18 protein-coding genes are annotated in these 20423 nt (G+C 70.9%); 1 reads left to right on the top strand and 17 read right to left on the bottom strand.

What is annotated here, in order from left to right; translation table 11 throughout:
- Window positions 1-162: 162 nt before the first annotated feature.
- The 16 genes from QSK32_RS15605 to QSK32_RS15530 all read right to left on the bottom strand — a co-directional run bounded on the left by QSK32_RS15605 (window position 163) and on the right by QSK32_RS15530 (window position 18528).
- Window positions 163-594 (bottom strand): HIT family protein, encoded by a 432-nt coding sequence (locus QSK32_RS15605; protein WP_285472568.1) that lies wholly within the window; start codon window positions 592-594, stop codon window positions 163-165.
- Window positions 595-691: 97 nt separating this feature from the next.
- Window positions 692-3376 (bottom strand): glycoside hydrolase family 127 protein, encoded by a 2685-nt coding sequence (locus tag QSK32_RS15600; RefSeq protein WP_211275416.1) that lies wholly within the window; start codon window positions 3374-3376, stop codon window positions 692-694.
- Between the two features lie 47 nt (window positions 3377-3423).
- A complete protein-coding gene (locus QSK32_RS15595; protein ID WP_045743774.1) occupies window positions 3424-4785 on the bottom strand; it encodes an aminopeptidase P family protein in 1362 nt (453 codons plus the stop codon).
- Window positions 4782-6068 (bottom strand): alpha/beta fold hydrolase, encoded by a 1287-nt coding sequence (locus tag QSK32_RS15590; protein WP_045743841.1) that lies wholly within the window; start codon window positions 6066-6068, stop codon window positions 4782-4784. The genes QSK32_RS15595 and QSK32_RS15590 overlap by 4 nt, the downstream gene beginning before the upstream one ends.
- Window positions 6065-6904, bottom strand: coding sequence for an ATP-binding cassette domain-containing protein (locus QSK32_RS15585; protein WP_045743775.1), 840 nt, complete (start codon window positions 6902-6904; stop codon window positions 6065-6067). Before QSK32_RS15585 ends, QSK32_RS15590 begins: the two co-directional genes overlap by 4 nt.
- Entirely contained in the window at window positions 6901-7716 is an 816-nt protein-coding gene (locus tag QSK32_RS15580) for an ABC transporter ATP-binding protein (protein ID WP_285472311.1), read from the bottom strand. The genes QSK32_RS15585 and QSK32_RS15580 overlap by 4 nt, the downstream gene beginning before the upstream one ends.
- Window positions 7713-8711 (bottom strand): ABC transporter permease, encoded by a 999-nt coding sequence (locus tag QSK32_RS15575; protein ID WP_045743776.1) that lies wholly within the window; start codon window positions 8709-8711, stop codon window positions 7713-7715. The genes QSK32_RS15580 and QSK32_RS15575 overlap by 4 nt, the downstream gene beginning before the upstream one ends.
- Entirely contained in the window at window positions 8711-9664 is a 954-nt protein-coding gene (locus QSK32_RS15570; protein WP_052720628.1) for an ABC transporter permease, read from the bottom strand. Before QSK32_RS15570 ends, QSK32_RS15575 begins: the two co-directional genes overlap by 1 nt.
- Before the next feature lie 7 nt (window positions 9665-9671).
- Window positions 9672-11366 (bottom strand): ABC transporter substrate-binding protein, encoded by a 1695-nt coding sequence (locus tag QSK32_RS15565; protein ID WP_285472310.1) that lies wholly within the window; start codon window positions 11364-11366, stop codon window positions 9672-9674.
- 288 nt (window positions 11367-11654) lie between these two features.
- A complete protein-coding gene (locus QSK32_RS15560) occupies window positions 11655-12323 on the bottom strand; it encodes a GntR family transcriptional regulator (protein ID WP_083449160.1) in 669 nt (222 codons plus the stop codon).
- A 66-nt stretch (window positions 12324-12389) separates the two neighbouring features.
- On the bottom strand, window positions 12390-13760 hold the full coding sequence (locus QSK32_RS15555; RefSeq protein WP_045743778.1) for an aldehyde dehydrogenase (NADP(+)): 1371 nt from the start codon (window positions 13758-13760) through the stop codon (window positions 12390-12392).
- 10 nt (window positions 13761-13770) lie between these two features.
- On the bottom strand, window positions 13771-14772 hold the full coding sequence (locus QSK32_RS15550) for a proline racemase family protein (protein WP_045743779.1): 1002 nt from the start codon (window positions 14770-14772) through the stop codon (window positions 13771-13773).
- A 1-nt stretch (window position 14773) separates the two neighbouring features.
- Window positions 14774-15703, bottom strand: a complete 930-nt coding sequence (locus QSK32_RS15545; RefSeq protein ID WP_045743780.1) for a dihydrodipicolinate synthase family protein — start codon at window positions 15701-15703, stop codon at window positions 14774-14776.
- Window positions 15700-17118 carry an FAD-dependent oxidoreductase gene (locus QSK32_RS15540; protein WP_285472309.1) on the bottom strand — a complete coding sequence of 473 codons (1419 nt, stop codon included), beginning with the start codon at window positions 17116-17118 and terminating at the stop codon, window positions 15700-15702. The genes QSK32_RS15545 and QSK32_RS15540 overlap by 4 nt, the downstream gene beginning before the upstream one ends.
- Complete coding sequence (locus tag QSK32_RS15535; RefSeq protein ID WP_285472308.1) at window positions 17111-17365, bottom strand: (2Fe-2S)-binding protein; 255 nt, start codon at window positions 17363-17365, stop codon at window positions 17111-17113. The genes QSK32_RS15540 and QSK32_RS15535 overlap by 8 nt, the downstream gene beginning before the upstream one ends.
- A complete protein-coding gene (locus QSK32_RS15530) occupies window positions 17362-18528 on the bottom strand; it encodes an NAD(P)/FAD-dependent oxidoreductase (RefSeq protein ID WP_045743782.1) in 1167 nt (388 codons plus the stop codon). The genes QSK32_RS15535 and QSK32_RS15530 overlap by 4 nt, the downstream gene beginning before the upstream one ends.
- Before the next feature lie 127 nt (window positions 18529-18655).
- On the opposite strand from QSK32_RS15530, the gene QSK32_RS15525 reads away from it, so the two are divergent.
- Window positions 18656-19825, top strand: a complete 1170-nt coding sequence (locus tag QSK32_RS15525; RefSeq protein WP_285472307.1) for an aminotransferase class V-fold PLP-dependent enzyme — start codon at window positions 18656-18658, stop codon at window positions 19823-19825.
- A gap of 8 nt (window positions 19826-19833) precedes the next feature.
- On the opposite strand, the gene QSK32_RS15520 is transcribed toward QSK32_RS15525, so the two are convergent.
- Complete coding sequence (locus QSK32_RS15520; protein ID WP_045743784.1) at window positions 19834-20400, bottom strand: hypothetical protein; 567 nt, start codon at window positions 20398-20400, stop codon at window positions 19834-19836.
- Window positions 20401-20423: the final 23 nt, after the last annotated feature.

Raw genomic sequence — 20423 nt, 5'->3', positions numbered from 1 at the left:
TCTCAGAGATCAAGGTAGAGCCGGTTCTACGCTCGGCGATGTGCTTGGCGGCCGGTGGCCCCACCCGGGCGCCACCATCATGGACTCCCAGGGTGTGAAAGCGGCCAAGTGATCCGGTCCTGGAAATCAGCTGACCGGTACTCGCGCCAGCTGCGGAGACAGTCACTCAGCCGACGGCAAGATCCCTACAGCGGCTGCCAGGGCGGCGCCTGGATCGCCAGTGATGATTCGACGGGACCGTTCCCTCGGCCACGTGGTGAAGCCATCGTCCGGCCACCTGGGGACCACGTGAAAATGCAGGTGCGGCACCGACTGCTCGGAGCCGGGGCCGCTGGCGTTGAGTACGTTGACCCCGGCTGCGCCCAAGCCCACCGCCATGGCGTGCGCAACCTTCTGGACGAGCGCCATCACGCGCATCAGCGCTTGAGGACTCACGTCTTGGAGGCCCACGGCGTGCTCGGTGGGGATGACCAAGGTATGTCCTGGAGCTAGAGCCCGCTCCGGGAGCGTCAGGAAAGCGGCGGCTCCCTCCTCGCGGCCCACCCATCTGGCAGGGGCCCGCCCCGCCACGAGATCACAGAAAACGCAATTCACACCGGCCAGTATGTCGGCTGCTACCAGGATGACAATGGCAACAAAAGGGTGCGCCGGCCGCCCTCGAAAGGACAGCCGGCGCACCCGGATAGACGACTCAGTCGGTCAGCGCGGGAAGTGTCACCGTCTGGACCGGCGTGGTGTTGCCCGCCCGGTCGGTGGCGGTGAATTCAAGCGTCTGCGGCTCGGCGTGCAGGGCCCGCGTGAACGGCTCCTGGAACACGCCCCAGAACGTCTCGGCCGTCCGCCACTGGATGCGGTCCACGCCGGACACCTCGTCGGTCGCGTCCAGGGTCACCTCGACGCTGCGGCCCAGCGACCGGACCCGGGCCGACACCGTCGGCGGGACGGTGTCGACGTCGATCTCGCGGGCGGTGTGCACGGTCCGGCCGGACACGTCGGTGGCGCGGGCACGCAGCAGGTGTCGGCCGTCCGCCCCGAGGGCCACCGGACCGTCCACGGCCCGCCATTCGCCGTCGGCGAGGGAGATCTCCAGGGAGGCGACGCCCGCCCCCGCCGACACCACGGTGATTGTGCACGACGGCAGCGAGGTGTACCAGCCGGACGACGCCCGCGACCCGGTCACGTCGATGCGGATCACCGGCGCCGCGGACTCCGCGCCCGCGTCCGGCGGCAGCTCCCAGATGACCAGGTCGCCGCCCTCCGGCGACTCCCAGATGGTCACCCCGGGCAGGGCCCGGCGTTCGGTCGCGCCCGGTCCGCCCGGCGGCAGCGTGCGCTGCACGAGACCCTTGCGGCGGACGTCCGACCCGTCGAGGGTGCTCTCCGAGGCGGCGAGCAGCACCGCTTCGGCCTCGGCCCGGCTGAGCAGGCCGTTGCGGGCGGCGCGGACCACGTGCCGGTGGACGGCGAGGAAGAACTCCTCGACGGTGGGGTACCCGCCGTCGCCCCAGAGCGCGCCGAGGAACGACCAGCCGTCCTGGTCGCGCCGGTTCGGCACGCCCGGGTCGCTGCCCAGGAACCTGATGTCCGCGTCGTCGAGCCGCAGGTACGCGTGGTAGCGGTGGTCGCCGCCGGACCAGGCCGGTTCGAAGGTGTGGCCGAGAACCGTGACCAGGTCGTCCTCGACGGTGACCCCGGTGATGCTGCCGTCCAGCAGCCGCGAGCCGGCCGGCGCCACCGACAGGGTGGTGGTGGCGTCGTCGCGGGCGAGTAGCAGGGTCGGCCCGTGTTCCAGGCTGACCAGGGACGCGTCGTCCGGGGTGGGGACCAGGCGCAGCGGCATCGGCAGGATCAGCGAGACGGTGTCCCCGGCGTGGAACTCCCGGTGGATGGTCACGAAGCCCTTGTCGTCCACGGTGCTGCGCCGGGACAGTCCGTTGAGCAGGACCACGGCCCGGTCCCGCGCCCACGGAGGGATGCGCAGGTGCAGGGCGATCGTGGCGGTGAAGCCGATGGTCAGGGTGATGTGGCCGTCGCGCGGGTACCGGGTCTCCAGCACCACGTCACCGTCGACGTCGGCCCAGGTCAGGACGGACGGGACGTACTGCAGGACGTAGAGCTCGCCGGGCGCCGAGAACCAGACCGACTCCTGGTGCTTGACGTGCGTCTCGAGGCCGGTGCCGCCGCAGCAGGTGCCCACGTTGTCGTATTCGCGGACCGCGCCGGGGTCGACCGGGTACATGTAGACGACCTCGGGGCTGGTGTCCGAGACGACGTCGGCGCGGGAGCCGACCATGTGGTTCAGCGACGCCCGTTCGGCGTAGTCGGCGTACTTGGCGTCCAGGGTGTGGGTGAACAGCCCACGGGCGATCTTGAGCAGGTTGTACGTGGCGCACGACTCGGCGTTGCGGCGGCCGATGAACCGGGCCACCGCGCCGGCCGGTCCCCACAGTTCGCCTTCGCCGGTGCCGCCGTGGGCGAAGGTGCGGCCCGGGACGATCTGGTCCCACAGGTTCAGCACCGCGTCCAGGTACCGCCGGTCGCCGGTGACCTCGTACTGGGCGAGGTGACCGACGAGCATCGGCAGGTGCTGGTTGGCGTGCATGCCGTCGAGCACGTCGTGCCCGGCGACCGCGCCGGCCAGCCAGTCGTCCATCTCGAAGGCCGCGGCGGCGTCGAGGAACGTCTGTTCACCGGTGATCCGGTGCAGGACGGTCAGGCTCTCGTTCATGCCGCCGTACTCGCCGGCGATGTAGAGCGACCACATGCGCTGGCGCCGGGTGGGGTCGACGGCGAGGATGCTCCGCGCCGCCCAGTGGCCCATCCTCGTCACCACGTCGAGGGCCTGCTTGCTGCCGGTGTGCTGGTGGGCGTCGAGCAGCCCGGCCATGATCTTGTGGCAGGTGTACCAGGGCGCCCAGATCTCGCCGTACGGCGCGAGGTCCTCGAGCCGGGTGAACTGCCACTCGCCGTAGGCGGCGAGGAAGCCGGGATGGCTGAAGCGCCCGGTGGCCGCCAGCGCCTCCTGCACCTCGGCCAGCCCGGCGACCATCAAGTCCGACTTCTCCCGGAATATCTCCTCGCCGGTGGCGGCATGGGCCATGGCCAGCATGGATAGGAAATGTCCGGCATAGTGTCCGCGCAGCAACGAAGCGGTCTGCGCGACGCCCGCCCCCGGATAGTCCGACCCGGACCACGGCTCCTCCTCGAGGTGGCCGAAGTCCTCCCAGTTGCCCGGGGGCAGCGCCCCGAGGGTGTCGAGACCCGCGTTGGCCCGGAACACGGCGAGCACCCGGTCCACGGGGTACACCCGGGCCAGGTGCAGCATCTGATCCTGGGCCCGGGAATGCACTCCGTCACGCAGAGCGACATCACTCAAGGCGAACGGTCGTGCTTTCACAGCGCCGGGTATGGCGGGCGTAGCGGTCATCGAGTCTGCTCCAGGGTCCACTGTTCCAGGCCGGCCGCATCGATCGGCAACGCGCCGGACAGTACCTCATGGCCACTCAAGGTAACCAGCAGGTCGTCCTCGATCCGCACTCCGATACCGCGCAGCTCCGGCGGAACCGTCTCGTCGTGGGCGTGGAAGTAGATCCCCGGCTCCACGGTGAGCACCATGCCCTCACGCAGCGTGGCGCCCTGGTACTTCTCGTAGACCGAACTGCCGCAGTCGTGCACGTCGAGTCCCAGATGGTGGCCGACGCCGCAGACGATGTAGCGCCGGTGCTGCTGCCCGGTCGGGGCGAGCGCCTCGTCCACCGAGACCGGCAGCAGGCCCCAGTCGGCGAGACCCTTCGCCAGGACCTCCATCGAGGCGAAGTGGAAGTCCGAGTACGGGGCTCCGGGGCGTACAGCATCCATGCCCGCCCGATGGGCGGCCTCGACCAGATCATGCACCTGGCGCTGCGCGGGGGTGAATCCCCCGCCGACTGGGATCGTGCGGGTGACGTCCGCGGTGTACAGCGACCGGGCCTCGACGCCCATGTCCAGCAGCAGCGTCTCGCCGGGCAGGATCGGCCCGTCGCAGCGCACCCAGTGCAGGATCGGGGCGTGCGGCCCGGAGCCGACGATGGTGCTGTACCCGGGGCCGTTGCCGAACGTCCGGGCGTGCCGGTCGAAGGTGCCCTGCAGCCAGCGCTCGCCGAGGCCGTCGGTCATCGCGCGGGGCACCTCGGCGGCGACCGCGGCGAACCCGCCCACGGTGGCGTCGATCGCCGCCCGCATCTGGCCGATCTCCCAGTCGTCCTTGATCATGCGCAGGTCGGAGACGACCGGGGTGCCGGTGACGAAGGAGGACGGCTCGGCGTACGCGTCCCGCGCCCGCACCGGCAGGTCCAGCGCCGACGACCAGGCGTCCAGTCCGGCCGACGGTCCCACCCACAGTTCGCCGTACGCGGCGCTGGCGAAGAAGTCGCGCTCCCCCGGACGCGCCGGCGGTGGCATGTAGAGGACCGCGTCGTGGCCGCCGGACCGCGGCGTCATCACCAGCACCGAGCCCTCGACCTGGCACGACGTCGCCCAGACGAAGTCGCTGTCGGCACGGAACGCGTAGTCGGCGTCGCCGTTGCGGTTCTTCGCGCTGCCGGCGGCGAGCACGATCGTCTCGCCGGGCAGGGCCGCGCTGAGCCGTTCCCGGTGGTCGGCGGCGGCCTTCGCGGCCTCGGTGTCCACCGGCGCGGGCACGTCGCGGGTCGCCCAGCCCTGACCGATCGCGGCCAGGAAGCCGGGGCTGTCGTCGGCAAGGCGGGGCGGCTTGGTTCCGGCCCAGGCCGGGCGGGGCTGCGTCACCGTCGTTCTCCTCCTCGATCACGGACCATCGCTCGCAGGCGGGTGAAGACCCGGCCGCTGCCGATGCCGTCGTGCTCGAACTCGTTGGTCACCCAGGCCTGGCTGTTGCCGAGACGGGCGAGGGTGTCGCGTTGCAGTCCCTCGTCGACGAAGACGTCGTCGAAGTAGACCGCGGCGGCCAGCGGGACGTCGTTGTCCGCCAGCCGCCGGGTGTCGTAGAGCGGTGTCCAGGTCTGGAGCGCGGCCAGTTCGGCCATCGCGGCGGCGAACGGGCGCAACGCCCTGACCTCCTGGAACATCCACGGGAAGGCCATCTCGGCGGTGAACAGCAGCGGACGGCGGTCAGTGCCGAACTCGGGCCGGCGGTCGCGTTCGCGCTGCGCGGACCAGCGGAACGGGCCGTTGGCGCCGTCGCCGTAGATGCTCTCCTGCAGGGTCCAGAACAGCGGGTTCGACGCGTTCGAGGTCTTCGTCAGGACCGTCTCGAGGAAGCCGCCGGTCAGGTGGCCGGCGGGGTGGAACGCCTCCGAGATCAGCCAGTGCAGGCGCAGGTGGCCGGGGCCGAAGCCGAGGTCGCCGCCGAGGGTCTGGAAGCGGCGGACCGACAACGGCGAGCCGTCCGGCAGCAGCACGTCACCGTCGGCGAGCCGGTCGGCGATGGCCGCCACGGTGTCGACGTCCTGCGGGTAGCGGGCGTAGAACCCGGCGGTCTTGGCGGCGGCCCGGGTGAAGGTGCGCCGGTAGACCTCGTCCGGGTCGGGCGGGGTGCCGGGGATGCCGCCGCAGACGTAGCAGGCGGTCAGCGCCTCCGGCGCGACCGAGAGGTAGGTGAGGGTCAGCCAGCCGCCGTAACTCTGGGCCAGCGTCGCCCATTTCTGAGCCCCATATCGGGTACGCCTGACGTGCTCGAGATCCCGCACGATGGAGTCGGCGCGGAACTTGAGCAGGTAGGAGGCGGCCGTGGCGCCGGTCGGGAATGCGGCGATCACCTCGCCGTCGACCGGGGTGCTGCGGCCGGTGCCGCGTTGGTCCACCATCACGACGCGGTAGTCCGGCAGCGCCTCACCGAGCCACCCGTCCACGGCGAGCGGGCGTGGGTTCGCCCCGCCCGGCCCGCCCTGCAGATAGGTCAGCAGCGGCAGGTCGTCGTGCCGGCGGTCCGGGTCGGACAGTTCCCGGACGAAGACCTCGATCGTCCCGGCCGTCTCGTCGTCCCAGTCCAGCGGGACGGGCACGGTGAACTCGCGGACCCAGGCGCCCGGGATCGGGTATTCCACGGTCATCGGGTTGCCGCCTTCCGCCGCCGCGCGGCCTCCCACTCGGGGCGGATCCGCGGGACCGCCGCCAGCAGTCTGCGGGTGTACTCGTGCTGCGGGTCGCCGAAGACCGCGTCCCGCTCCCCCGCCTCGACGACCTTGCCGGCTGTCATGACCGCGACCGAGGTGGCGATCTGCCGGACCACGGCCAGATCATGCGCGATGAACAGGCAGCCGAAGCCCTCTTCGCGTTGCAGGTCGCGCAGCAGGTTGATGATCTGCGCCTGGACCGACACGTCGAGCGCGGAGACCGCCTCGTCGCAGACGAGCACACGCGGCCCGACGGCGAGGGCGCGGGCGATGCCGATCCGCTGGGCCTGCCCGCCGGAGAACTGGGCGGGGTACCGGCCGACCCAGTCCGGGTCGAGGCCGACCCGCTCCAGCAGGGCCTGGGCGAACGCGCGGGAGCCGCCGGGGATCTGCCGCTTCTGGTAGATCAGCGGCGCGGTGACGATGCGTTCCACCGTGTGCCGGGGGTTCAGCGACGAGAAGGGGTCCTGGAACACCACCTGGATCGTGCTGCGCACCTCGCCGAGGTCCTTCTCGGGCAGCGCGGTGATGTCCCGGCCCTCGAGGTGGACGGTGCCGGAGGTGACGTCGATCAGCCGGGCGGCCAGCCGCGCGGTGGTCGACTTGCCGGAGCCGGACTCGCCGACCAGGGCCAGGGTCTGCCCGGCGTGCAGGTCGAACGAGACGCCGTCGACCGCGGTGAACAGCCGGGCCGGCCGCAACAGTCCGGCGGTGCCCGCCACCGGGAACTGTTTGACCAGGTCTCGGGCCCGCAGCAGCGGTTCGCCGGTCATGCCTCACCTCCGGAGAGCAAGCGAAGGTCACCGATCTCATCATCGATGCGCGGCACCGCGTCGAGGAGCGCCTGTGTGTACGGATGCTGCGGATCCGAGAAGATCTGCTCGGTGCTGCCGGTCTCCACCACGTCGCCGTGGCGCATCACCACGACGGTGTCGGCGACCTCGCTGACCACTGCCAGATCGTGCGTGATCATGATGAGGGCGGCGCCGGTGTCCCGGCGTACCTCGGCGAGCAGGTCGAGGATCTGCGCCTGCACGGTGACGTCCAGGGCGGTGGTCGGCTCGTCCGCGATGATCAGTTCGGGTTCGGTGCTGAGCGCCATCGCGATCATCACGCGCTGGCGCATGCCGCCGGAGAACTGGTGCGGGTAGTCGTCGACGCGCCGCCCGGCCTCCTTGATGTGCACCCGTTCCATCGCTTCGACCGCGACCTTGCGGGCGGCCCGGCGGCTGACCCCGGAGCGGTGCGACCGGTACGCCTCGGCGATCTGCGTGCCGACCGTGTAGTACGGGTTCAGCGACGACAGCGGGTCCTGGAAGATCATCGCGATCCGGTCGCCTCGGATCGCCCGCATCCGGCGTTCGGTCAGGGCACACAGGTCGGTGCCGTCGAAGACGATGCTGCCGCCGCGGGTCGCGCCCTTGGGCAGCAGGCCCATCACGGCCAGGCTGGTCATCGACTTGCCGGAGCCGGACTCGCCGACGATGCCGAGCGATCCGCCCCGCGGCAGCTCGAAGCCGATCCCGCCGACCACGGCGGTGTCGCCGAACGTGACGGTCAGGTCTTTCACGCTGAGAAGGCTCATGATGCCGCTCCCACCCGGACCCGCGGGTCGATCGCCGAGTATAGGAGGTCGACGGCCATGTTGCCGACCACCACGAAGAATGCGGCAAGCAGCGTGACCGCCATGATCACCGGCTGGTCGTTCTTGGTGATCGAGTCGGCGGCCAGCTTGCCGACACCGTTGATGCCGAAGACCGACTCGGTGATCAGCGCGCCGCCGAGCAGGCCGGCGAAGTCCATCCCGGCGATGGTGACGATCGGGGTGAGCGCCGGGCGCAGCGCGTGCCGCCGCCACACCAGGTCCGGGCGCAGCCCCTTGGCGCGGGCGGTCCGGACGAAGTTCTCGCCCAGGGTGTCGATCACGTTGGCCCGGGTCAGGCGGGTGTACGAGGAGGCGTACCCGACGGCAAGCACCGTCCACGGCAGGATGAAGTTGAGGAACCACTGTGCCGGGTCGTCGGCGAACGGGACGGCTTGCGGGAACGGCAGCCACTGCAGCCAGACGACGAAGACGTACTGCAGGACCAGGGCCAGCACGTAGTTCGGCACGGACATGCCGCCCAGGGTCAGCGAGGTGATGAACTTGTCGGTGAACCGGCCCTCGCGGACCGCACTGATCAGGCCACCGACGACGCCGGCGAGCAGCCAGAGCACCGCCGCGCCGATCGCAACGACCGCGGTGACCGGCAGGCGCTGCACGATCATGTCGGTGACGCTCTGCGCGCTCTGGAACGAGTAACCGAGGCACGGCGCCGAGCAGTGCACCGCGGACGCGCCGGTGCCGTAGTCCCGGCCCAGGAACAGGCCCTGCAGGAAGTGCAGGAACTGCACCAGGAACGGATCGTCGAGGCTGAGGTTGGCGCGGATCTGGTCGATCCGCTCCGGGGTGCAGGTCTTGCCGCAGATCTGCACCGCCGGATCCGGCGCGAGCAGGAAGAAGACCATGTAGGTGAAGAGACTCACCAGGAACAGGACGACGAGCATCCCGAACACCCGGTGGACGAGGTAACGCGCCATCAGCGGCCTCCGGGGTCGACGGCTGACCGCACACGGTCACCCAGGACCATGAAGGAGAGCACGAGCAGGGCCAGGAACGTGCCCGGCACCAGGAAGTAGGTGGGGACGACCGAGTACCAGCTCACCGAGCTGGAGATCATCTGTCCCCAGGAGGGGGTGGGCGGCACCACGCCGACGCCGAGGAAGGAGAGCCCCGCCTCGGTGCCGATGTAGCCGGGCACCGCCAGGGTGACCATCACCAGGATGGTGGAGCGCAGGTTCGGCAGGATCTCGGTGAAGACCAGCCGGGTCCGCGAGGCGCCCGACGCGCGGGCCGCCTCGACGAACTCGCGCTGTTTCAGCGACATGGTCTGCGCCCGTACGATCCGGGCCAGGTACGGCCAGCCGAACACCGAGATGACCAGCACCAGCAGGTACTGCCGGTTGTCGGCGGGCAGCGCGGAGAGCACCGCGATCATGAAGATCAGGGCGGGGAACGCCATCAGGAACTCCATGAACCGCGAGATCACCATGTCGGTCCGTCCACCGAAGTATCCGGCGAGCAGGCCGAACACGACCCCGAGCACTGTCGTCAGCGCCGTCGCGCTCACCGCGATGAGCATCGAGGCGCGGGCGCCGTAGACGATCCGGGCGAAGATGTCCCGGCCGCTCTGCGGCTCAACGCCGAGCCAGTGCTCCGCGGAGATGCCACCCCACGACCCGAGCGGGATGCCGCCCAGGTTCGGGTCGATGGCGGTCTGGTCGAACTCGTACGGGTCCCAGCCGCTGACCTTGACGATGAGTGGCGCGGCGAGCGCCATCACGATGACGAGCCCGATGTAGACGAGGCAGGCGATGGCCGACGGGTCGCGCAGCAGGGTGTGCCACACGCTGCGCCGGGGGTCCGTGGCCGCCACGAGGGCGCCGGTCTCCGGCGCTCCCGCGGCTTCCAGTTCGGTGGACGATATCGACACGGTCAGGTCAGCCCTTCGACGCGTCCTTGAGACCGACGATGCCGTAGTCCTGGTCGCCCTGCGGCGCCACCAGGCCGGCGATGTTCGACCCGGGCAGGTAGATCCGGTTCTCGACGTTGACCGGGACGATCGGCGCCAGCTCCATGATCTTCTTGTCCAGCTCGCCCCAGGCCTTGTTGGCCTCGGTCAGGTCGGTGAGCGCCTTGATCCGGTCGATCTCGGCGTTGATCGTGGCGTCGTTGAGCTGGGCGAGGTTCTGGTTGCCCTTCGCGGTGATCTGCCGGCCGTCGAACAGCGGCGGCAGGAACGTCGAGGCGCTGGACGCCCAGTCCGGGCACCAGCCGGTGATCGCGGCGTCGTTCTGCTGCGACGGGGTGCCGATCGTCTCGTAGTAGGTGGCCGCGTCGATGACGTTGAGCTTCACGTCGATGCCGACCCGCTTGAGGCTCTGCTGCAGCGCCTCGCCCTGGGCCTGGGCCGCCGGGCGGTTGCGGATGTCCAGGGTCATCGTGAAGCCGTTCGGCACACCGGCCTCGGTGAGCAGCGCCTTGGCCTTCTCGATGTCACCGGTGTTGCCGGTGCTCGGGTACAGGTCGTAGTCGGCGTGCCCGGAGACGTTCGACGGGATGATCGTCGAGGCGATGGTGGCGAACTGGGTGCCGCCGGTCGCGTTGAGCAGCGTGGTCTTGTCGGCCGCCAGGTTGATCGCCTGACGGACCCGGACGTCGCTCAGGTTCTTCTTGGTGGTGTTCAGGCCGACGTAGGTCAGACAGGTGGACGGCGCCTTGACCACGCGGTCCGCCAGTTGCGGGGTCTGCAGCCGGGCGATGGTGGCGGTCTGCACCGAGCCGGCGAGGGCGTTGACGTCGGCGCCCTGGCCGGCGATCAGCCGCTCGTCGATGGTCGCGCCGTCGATGCCGATGGCGAAATTCCAGGCGTCGGGGTACGCCTTGCGCTCGGTGTCCGTGGCGGCGTCCCAGTTCGGGTTGCGCTTGAGCTTGATCGCGCTGCCCGGGGTGAAGGTGTCCAGGTCGTACGGGCCGGACGAGACGATGTCGTTGATGAACTCGTTGCCCGCGCCGGTGCCGACCGGGAACGGCACCGCGCTCGGCATCGAGAGCACCGCGTCGAACTCCGGGAACGGCGCCTTGAGCTTGAAGACGATCGTCGTGTCGTCCGGCGTCTCGATGGCCGGGTTCTCGCCGGACTTGTACGGGCCCTGGTAGGTGTCCGGGGCGGCGAGCAGCTGCCGCAGGTACGGCGCGCCGATGCCGATCTCCGGGTCCCACTCGCGGCTGATGCCGAACTTGACGTCCTGGGACGTGATCGCCGCGCCGGTGTCGAACTTGACGCCTGCCTTGAGCTTGTACGTCCAGGTCAGCCCGTCCGCCGACACCTCGCCGAGGCTTTGCGCCAGGTCGGGGACCATGGCGTTGGGGTCGGCGGCGTCGTTCGCGGCCTTGGTGATCAGCGTGCGGTAGACCAGCCGGTAGAAGGCGTTGACGCCGCCGTCGAAGCCGCGGGCCGGGTCGAGGTAGGAGAAGTCGGTGTTCTGCAGGACGGTGACCGTGCCGCCCTTCACCGCGGTGCCACCGGCCGAGCTGCTGCTGGTGGAGGCGGAGCCGCCGCCGGAACATGCCTGCAGGGCGAGAACGGAAACGGTCAGCCCAGCCAGGGCCATCCGGGGTGTGGTTCGTTTCAAGAGGTTCTGCCTTCCTCAGAGGGCGCAGTCAGGCGTTCGCCGTGACGGCGAACGGTGTGCGCACCATGCGGGGTCGGACCGTCCGCGGCGGTCATATCGCCGACCTGCGGCAGTGCCGGTTCATTGCGACCCCGGTCACTTGAGGGAACAGTAGTATGTCACACATCGCATGGGAAAGGTCCCGAGCAACTTTTTACAAACTGGAGATCATATTTCTTCGGCGCGGACATGCCAGGGCAGCGAAAAGGCCGGTCACCACGCTGGCGACCGGCCTTGTGAGCAGCTCTTTCAGTCCTCGGCGCGACCGCTCCACCAGCCCAGGACGTGCCCGATATGCGCGTTCATCAGTGTTTCGGCACCCCGGCCGTCCCGCGCTTCGAGCAGGTCGATCAGGCTGTGGTGCTCGGCCGCCGACCGGGCCAGCTCGGCCGTGCCGATCATGTCGGCCAGCCCGATCATCCGGGTCTGCTGACGCAGGTCCCTGACCAGCTCGACCAGCCGGCGGTTGCCGTGCAGCTCGAGCAGGCGCAGGTGGAAGTCCAGGTCCGCCGCCAGATATCCGGACAGGTCGGCGGCCGCCGCGGCGTCCACGATGACCTGCGCCTTGACCCGCAGCTCGGCGGCCTGCTCCGGCTGCAGGGTGCGGGCGATCTCGCGCATCGGCGGGCTCTCCAGCTGTTGCCGGATCCGCACGATCTCCCACAGGTCCTGTTCACTGACGTCGGTGACCCGGAAACCCTTGTTGCGCACCACGTCGACGAACCCGCGTTTCTGCAGGTTGAGCATGGCCTCGCGGACCGGCGTGGCGGACACGCCGAACCGCGCGGCAAGCGTCGGCGCGGTCACCAGGGTGCCCGGCGCGAGCTCGCCGGAGACGATCGCGGCCGCGACCGCATCCTCGACGGTGCCCCGCAGGCTCACGCCCACATCGACCGGCCCGATGACCGACGAACTCACCGGCGACCCCTCCTCTATAAAATGTCACACTGCGCAGAAGCGTTCAGGGACCACAGAGTACGGCACTCAGTGGTTCCGCAACTCCGGCGGCAGGACCGAATCCGGCGCGCCCTGGAACGCGACCGGCCGCTGCCACCGGGTGATCGCGGCCAGCCCGACCGACGTCGACGCCGGCGAGGTGCTCGCCGGGTACGGACCGCCGTGCTGCTGCGCGCCGGACACCGTCACCCCGGTCGGCCAGTCGTTCCAGACGATCCGGCCGGCCGTCTCGGCGAGCACGTCGGCCGCCTCCACCGCCACCGGGTCGTCGCCCGAGGTGTGGCCCTGGATCGTGCCGGTGAGCTGGCCGGGCACCTGCCGCAGCACCGCCAGCAGCTCGTCCTGGGACGCGTAACCGACCACCAGCCCGGCCGGGCCGAACATCTCGACGTCCAGCACTCCCGGGTCGGCGATCACGTCGCCGGCGTCCACGCTCAGCACGGTGGACCGCACACCCTGGTCGTTGGCGGGACCTTCGGCCGCCACCCGTACCCCGGCATGGGAACCGACCTGGACCACCGCCGAGGCGAAGCCCTCCTCGATGCCCGGGGTGAGCATCCGGCCGGGAACCGGCAGGTCGACCGCCTTGAGGAAGCCCTCCGGGTCCGGCACCAGCACCACGCCCGGGTTGGTGCAGAACTGCCCGGCGCCCAGGGTGAGCGACCCGACCCAGCCCTCGGCCACCGCGGCACCCCGCTCGGCCCACGCGGCCGGGGTGACCACCACCGGGTTGACGCTGCCCAGCTCGCCGTAGAACGGGATCGGCTCGGGACGGGCCGCGGCGATGTCGAACAGCGCCCGGCCGCCCTTGGTCGAACCGGTGAAACCGACCGCCTTGATCCGCGGGTCGCGCAGCGCGTCGAGGGATGCCTCCACGCCCTCGATCAGCGCGAACGCGCCCGCCGGAGCGCCCGCCTCGACAAGCGCCCCGGTCACGAGCGAAGCCGTGCGACGCGAGAGCAGCGGGTGGCCGGGGTGGGCCTTGACCACCACCGGGCAGCCCGCGGCCAGCGCCGAGACGGTGTCACCGCCGAACACGCTGAACGCGAACGGGAAGTTGCTCGCCGCGAAGATCAGCACGGGACCGATCGGCACGACGGTCCGGCGCAGGTCGGGACGCGGGCCCATGCCCCAGTCCGGGTCGGCCGGGTCCACGCGTACCGGAAGAAGCTCGCCGGACCGCAGGCCCTGCGCGAACAGGCGTGCCTGGAAGGTGGTCCGCTTGAGCTCGCCGGTCAGCCGCGGCAGCGGCAGGTGGGTCTCCCCCGCCGCGATGCCGATCAGCTCCTCGGCCGCGGCGTCCAGCGCCGCCGCCACCGCTTCCAGCCAGTCCGCCCGCTGCTCCGGGGTGGACCGGCGCATCGGGACACGGGCGGCGTGCGCAGCCGCGATCGTCATGAGGACTCCTTCAGAACTCGAAACCCGCCGGGTACGGATCGGTCGGATCAAGCATGTACTGCCCGATCCCGGTGATCCACGCCCGGCCGGTGATGGTGGGCAGCACCGCCGGGATGTCGCCCACGGTGGTCTCCCCCACCAGCCGGCCGGTGAACCGGCTGCCGATGAAGGACTCGTTGACGAAATCCACGCCGAGCGGCAGCTCACCGCGGGCGTGCAGCTCGGCCATCCGCGCCGAGGTGCCGGTGCCGCACGGCGAACGGTCGAACCAGCCCGGGTGGATCGCCATCGCGTGCCGGGACAGCGTGGCGTCCGAACCGGGTGCGAGGAACTCGACGTGGTGGCACTGGTCCACGCCGTCGATGCTCGGGTGCTTCGGCGGCGCGGTCGTGTTGATCGCGTCCATGATCGCCAGACCGGCCTTGAGGATCTCGTCCTGGTGAGACCGGTCGAACGGCAGGCCGAGCGCGTCCAGCTCGACCATGGCGTAGAAGTTCCCGCCGAACGCCAGGCTGTACGGGACGGTGCCGTACCCGGGCACGTCCACGGTCACGTCGAGGCGCTCGCAGTACGACGGGACGTTCTCCAGCGTGACGCTGTCGGCGTGCCCGTCGGTGACCGCGACCTTGGCGATCACCAGGCCGGCCGGGGTGTCCAGCCGGATCGTGGTGACCGGCTCGACCACCTCGACCATGCCGGTCTCCACCAGCACGGTGGCCACCCCGATGGTGCCGTGCCCGCACATCGGCAGCAGCCCGGACACCTCGATGTAGAGCACGCCGAAGTCGGCGTCCGGGCGTGTCGGCGGCTGCAGGATCGCCCCGCTCATCGCCGCGTGCCCGCGGGGTTCGGTGACGAGCAGGCGGCGCAGATGATCCAGGTGCTCGATGAAGTGCAGCCGCTTCTCGTTCATGGTCGCCCCGGGGATGACGCCGAAACCGCCGGTCACGACCCGCGTCGGCATCCCCTCGGTGTGCGAGTCGACGGCGGAGAACAGCCGCGCCGCCCGCATGTCAGACCGCCACCGCTCGGTACGCCTCGAGAGCGGCGACCGCCCGCTCGGTGTCCGCGGTGACCTGGGCGGTGTGCTCCGGCGTCAGCGGTCCGCGCGGCGGACGGCACGGGCCGCCGTACCGGCCGACGATGTCCATGCTCAGCTTGATGGCCTGCACGAACTCGACCCGGGAGTCCCAGCGGAACACCGCGACCAGGTGCTTGTACAGCTCGCGGGCCTCGACGAACCGGCCGGCCAGCATGTGCTCGTAGATCTCCACCGACTCGCGCGGGAAGACGTTCGGGAAACCGGCGAACCAGCCGACCGCACCGTCGGCCATCAGCTCGAACAGCACGTCGTCGGCGCCCGCGACGACGTCGATGTCGCACTTCTCCTTGATCTCGAAGAGCCGGCGGACGTCGCCGCTGAACTCCTTGATCGCGGAGATGTTCGGCAGCTGGGCGATCTCGGCGACCAGCTCGGGCACCAGGTCGACCTTGGTGTCGATCGGGTTGTTGTAGATCATGATCGGCAGGCCGACCTCGCTGAGCTTCGCGTAGTGCTCGACGACCTGGGTGTTGCTCGCCCGGTACATCGTCGGCGGCAGCGCGAGCAGACCGTCCGCACCGTCCTCGGCGGCCAGTTCGGCCCAGTGCTTGGCCTGGTGCCAGCCCGGACCGTGCACACCGGCGACGACGACGCCCCGGCCGGCGACCGTCTCGACGGCGACCTGGATGACCTTGCGGCGCTCCGCATCGGTCAGCGACGAGTACTCGCCGAGCGAGCCGTTCGGCCCGACGCCGCGGCAGCCGTTGCTGATCAGCCAGTCGCAGTGTTCGGCGAACTTGTCGTAGTCGACCTCGAGACCGGCCGGCGCGGACGGGTTCTCCTTGTAGGGCAGCGCGGTGGCGACGATGACTCCGCGAAGATCGGTGGGCTCGGGGCTCATCCGGCGTCCTCTCCGGTGGTGGCGAGTTCCCCCAGTCTGAGGGGAACCGCGAGGGGGCGATGTGCGGTCCGGCCGGCGTCGAGCAGGCCGTCCGGTCCCACGGCCGCCGCGAGGATGTCCTCGACGGCGCGTCCGCAGGTGCGGCCCTGGCAGATGCCCAGGCCCGCGCGGGTGGTGAGTTTGAGGGAGCGCAGTCCGCGGGACCCGGTCATCCGGGCGGTGTCGCGGAGCTCTCCGGCGGTGACGTCCTCGCAGCGGCAGACCAGCGTGGTGTCGTCCACCCAGGTCTGCCACCCGGGACGGATGCCGTGCGCGGCGTCCAGCCGGCCGGCGAACTCCCGGAAGGTCTTCCGTTTCCGGACGGCGGCGGGCGGGGGTGCGCCGCCGGCGGCCACGGCTCCGGCGATCTCGCCCTCGGCGAGCGCCAGGTCGACGCCGCCGATGCCGGTCAGTTCGCCGGCGGTGAACACTCCGGGCACGGTGGTCCGCTGGTTCTGATCAGTTTTCACCGTGTCCTTGTCGAGGGCACAGCCGGCGGTGATCGCCAGTTCGGTCCGGGGGACGAAGCCGTGGCTGACGCAGACGGCGTCCACGGTGATCGTCTTCTCGGTGCCGGGGATCGGGGACCAGTCGGGGGTCAGCCGCGCGACAACGACCTCTTCCACACGGTCGATGCCGTGCGCGGCGATCACGGCGGACCCCACGGTGTAAGGAATCCGATTTTTCGCCATCTCGGCGATATATCCCTTTAGCTCGACACCTTTGGCGCTCGCTTTCGCCAACCGCCAGGGACGAGCGCCCCAACCGCGGGTGATCTGCGGCCAGCCGGCCGCCTCGACCACGCCGGCCACCGTCGCACCGACCTTCAGCAGGCTGGACACCACCGGCAGCAGGAAGGGGCCCGCCCCGGCGACCAGCACGTTCGTGCCGACCGCGACCCGCTCGCCCTTGGCCAGGGCCTGGGCCGCGCCCGCGGTGAACACGCCGGGCAGATCCCAGCCGGGGAACGGCAGGGTCCGCTCGTGCGCCCCGGTGGCGATGACCAGGGACGAGGGGTCGAACGTTCGCGCCTGGCGGCGTCGACCGTCGGCCGCGCCGATCATCACGTGCACCAGCGGCGGGCGCCCGTCGCGGCGATCCACCGACCAGACGTGCCCGTTGAGGATCAACTCCACCTCGGGGTCGGTCACGATCGCGGACCGCATGGTCCGGAACCTCTCCCAGCCGTGGTGGAACGTGTGCTCGTCGGCGGTGGCGCGGGTCTCCGGCAGGTGCCGCCAGTACTGCCCGCCGACGTCGTCACCGGCCTCGATCAGGACGACCCGGGCACCCCGGCGGCGCGCGGCGAGGGTCGCGGCCATCCCGGCCGGCCCGCCACCGATCACCACGACCGTTGTCGCCGAGCCCTCAGGCATGGTCGTCCTCCTGGAACTCGATCCGGTCGCCGTCCACGACACGGCGCTGGCAGGCGCGGACGTCCCGCAGGTCGTTGACCACGACCAGGCAGTCGAAGCAGACGCCGATGCCGCAGAACACCCCGCGCGGCTGCCCGCTGCGGCTGGTCCGCCAGGAGATCCGGCCCCCGGACATCAGCACGCCGGCGACGGTCTGGCCCACCTGCGCCTCGACCTGCTCCCCGGCCACGTTCACGTGGATGCTCACAGCTCCCCCTCCAGGCCGGGCCGGTCCAGCCGGAACTCGTTGCCCTCAGTGGATTCGAAGATCAGCTCGGCCAGCAGGTGGGCCGTCGCCAGGCTCAGGCCGATGCCGGCGCCCTCGTGCCCGGTAGCGTGCCACAGGCCGGGCAGCCGCGGGTCCGGCCCGATGATCGGCAGGTGGTCCGGCACGAACGGGCGAAACCCCCCGTACGCCCGCATCACCTGGGCGTCGGCCAGGAAGGGGAAGAGCAGCAGCGCCTTGGACGCCAGGGCGCCGAGCACCCGCGCCTCGATCCGCTCGTCGAACCCGCGGCGCTCGCGGGACGAGCCGATCAGGACGGTGCCGGCCGCGGTGGACTCGACGACGCTGGAGACCTGCAGGTCCGCCGAGCCGGAGCCGACCGCGCCCACGTAGTCGGCGTCGTAGACCTTGCGGTGGATCCGGTGCGGCATCCGCGAGGTGACCAGGACGGTGCCGCGGCGCGGCCGGACCGGCAGGCTGACCCCGAGCCGCTCGGCGACCGCACCCGACCAGGGACCGGCGGCCACGATCACCAGGTCGGCGCGCAGCGGTCCGGCGGTGGTCTCGACGCCGACCAGGCGTCCCTTCTCGACGATGCCGCCGGTGACCTCGACCTGCTGGCGGATCCGCGCGCCGTGGTGGCGGGCCGCGGCCAGCAGCGCCTCGGTGGCGATCACCGGCTGGACCTGGGCGTCCTCGGGATAGAAGACGGCGGCGGTGAGGTCGCGGGTCAGGTCGGGCTCCAGCTCGTGGGCCCGGGCGTCGTCGACGACCTCGGCGATCACGCCGGCGTCGCGCTGGGTCTCGGCGAACTCCAGCAGGGCCTTCGCGCCGGCGTCGGTGGTGGCCACCACCAGGCCGCCCTTGTAGTCGAGCTCCAGACCGGGGAAGTCGCCGGGAAGCTCGTGGTGCAGCTCGGCCCGGATCGTCTCCCAGGACCGCAGGGAGCGCTGGGTCAGGCGCAGCTCGGCGCCCGGCCCCTTGTCGGAGACGAGGATGTTGCCCTCCCCGCTCGCGGACGTGCCGCCCGCGGTGGCACCCCGGTCGACCACGACGACGTCGCAGTCGGCCCGGGCCATGACCCGGGCGATCGCCGCGCCGACGATGCCGGCCCCGACGATGAGAACCTGAGGAGTGGTGAACACCGCTGTACTATGTCACATGCTTTCACCGGCAGGGAATAGTTCGCGGCCACTCGCGGCAAGTTCGGTCTTTTACCTGGACAAAGGGTGCAATCAACTCACGTCGGTAGCCTGCCTGTAACATTTCACCGTGCTTCTTCTTCCCGACGGGCGTCCGGCCCGCGCCGCCTGGCCCCTCAGCGACGACCTCCTGCACCTCAACCACGGTTCGTTCGGCGCCGCACCGGCCCGCGTGCTCGCCACCCAGGACGCCCTGCGCGCCGAGATGAACGCGGCCCCGGTCCGCTGGTTCGCCGGCCTGCCGTCCCGGGTGGCATCCGCGCGTACCCCGATCGCCGACTTCCTCGGCGTCCCGGCCGGGACCCTGGCCCTGGTGCCGAACGCCAGCGCGGGGGCGAGCGCGGTCTTCCAGAGCCTGAACCTCCCCACGGGCGGCGAGATCCTGGTGACCGACCACGGGTACGGCGCGGTCGTGATGGGCGCCGAACGGCGGGGGCCGCTGCGGCGGGCACGCGTCCCGCTGGCCGCCGGCCCCGAGGAGGCGGCCGCGGCGGTGATCGACAGGTTCACCGCACGGACCGCCCTCGTGGTGATCGACCACGTCACCTCGCCGACCGCCCGTTTCCTGCCGGTCGCCGCGATCAGCGCCGCCGCCCGCAAGCGGGGCATCTCGGTCCTGGTCGACGGCGCGCACGTGCCGGCCCTGATCGACCGGCCCCTCGACGGGCTGGACTGCGACTACTGGGTGGGCAACCTGCACAAGTTCGCCTGCGCCCCGCCCGGCGCCGCGGTCCTGGTCACGAAGGACGGTCGAGACCTCTTCCCGACGATCGACTCGTGGGGTTCGCCGGAGCCGTTCCCGTCCCGTTTCGACACCCAGGGCACGCTGGACGCCACGGCCCAGTTGGTGGCTCCGCGCGCGCTGGCGGAGATCGAGGGACTCTGGGGCTGGGATCAGGTCCGGAAATACACGGAAAAGGTGGCATCGGACGCCGCCGCGCTGGTGGCATCCGCGTTCACCGCGATCACCGGTGAGGACCACGCCGTCGACGTCGGCATGCCGACCGGGCCGATGCGCCTGATCCGCCTCCCGGGTTCGCTGGGCGCGGCACCGGGCGCTCCCGACGCCCTGCGCGCCCGCGTCCTGGACGAGTTGAACGCCGAGTGCGCCTTCTCCACCTTCGGCGGACAGGGCTATCTGCGGCTCTCGGCCCACGCCTACAACACCCCGGCCGACTACGAGTCGTTCGCCGAGCGCTGCGTCCCCGCCCTCACCGCCTGGAGCAGAGACCTTTCATAGGGTACGAGTCAGAGCACAGTCCCACTGTCCCGGCTGGCCGCCGCGGCCGCCTGGCGCAACTCGTACGCCATCGGGCCGAGCACCTCCCGCCCGTGCCGCTCGGTGAACCGGATCGACCGCCCACTGAAGTGCTTGATCACGAACACCGTGCGGCGCCCGGCGACCTGCACCTGGAGTGCGACCCCCTCCATGCCCTCTATCATCGCGACGCCGTCCCACCGGCTCTCGCGGGCCACCCGGCCGGAGGGGGCGACGTACAGATAGCCCTGCGGGTAGAGGTAGAAGGCACGCCGGGTGACCGAGCCGACCATGCCGCGGTAGAGCCAGACGGCCGCCGCGGCGCTGAGCACAAGGATCGGGGCGGAGACCAGCCAGAAACCCGGATCGTCGAGGCGGCTGTTGCCGGTGACCAGCCCCGCGACGCCGGCCAGCACCAGGCCGACGGCGAACAGGAGATAGCCGGCGTAGATGGCCGCGTAGACGCCGCCGTTGGGGTGGCGGATCCGGGCCACCAGCGGATCGAAACCGAGTTCCGTGGCCCGGGCCTGGACACGTGGTGGCACGTCAGCACTCATCGATCAGCTCCCCCGTACGGCGT

The organism is Actinoplanes sp. NBRC 101535 (assembly GCF_030269225.1).
Classification (GTDB): domain Bacteria; phylum Actinomycetota; class Actinomycetes; order Mycobacteriales; family Micromonosporaceae; genus Actinoplanes; species Actinoplanes rectilineatus.
The sequence above is the reverse complement of the archived record's forward strand: the minus strand, read 5'-3'. Positions and strand labels throughout refer to the sequence as shown.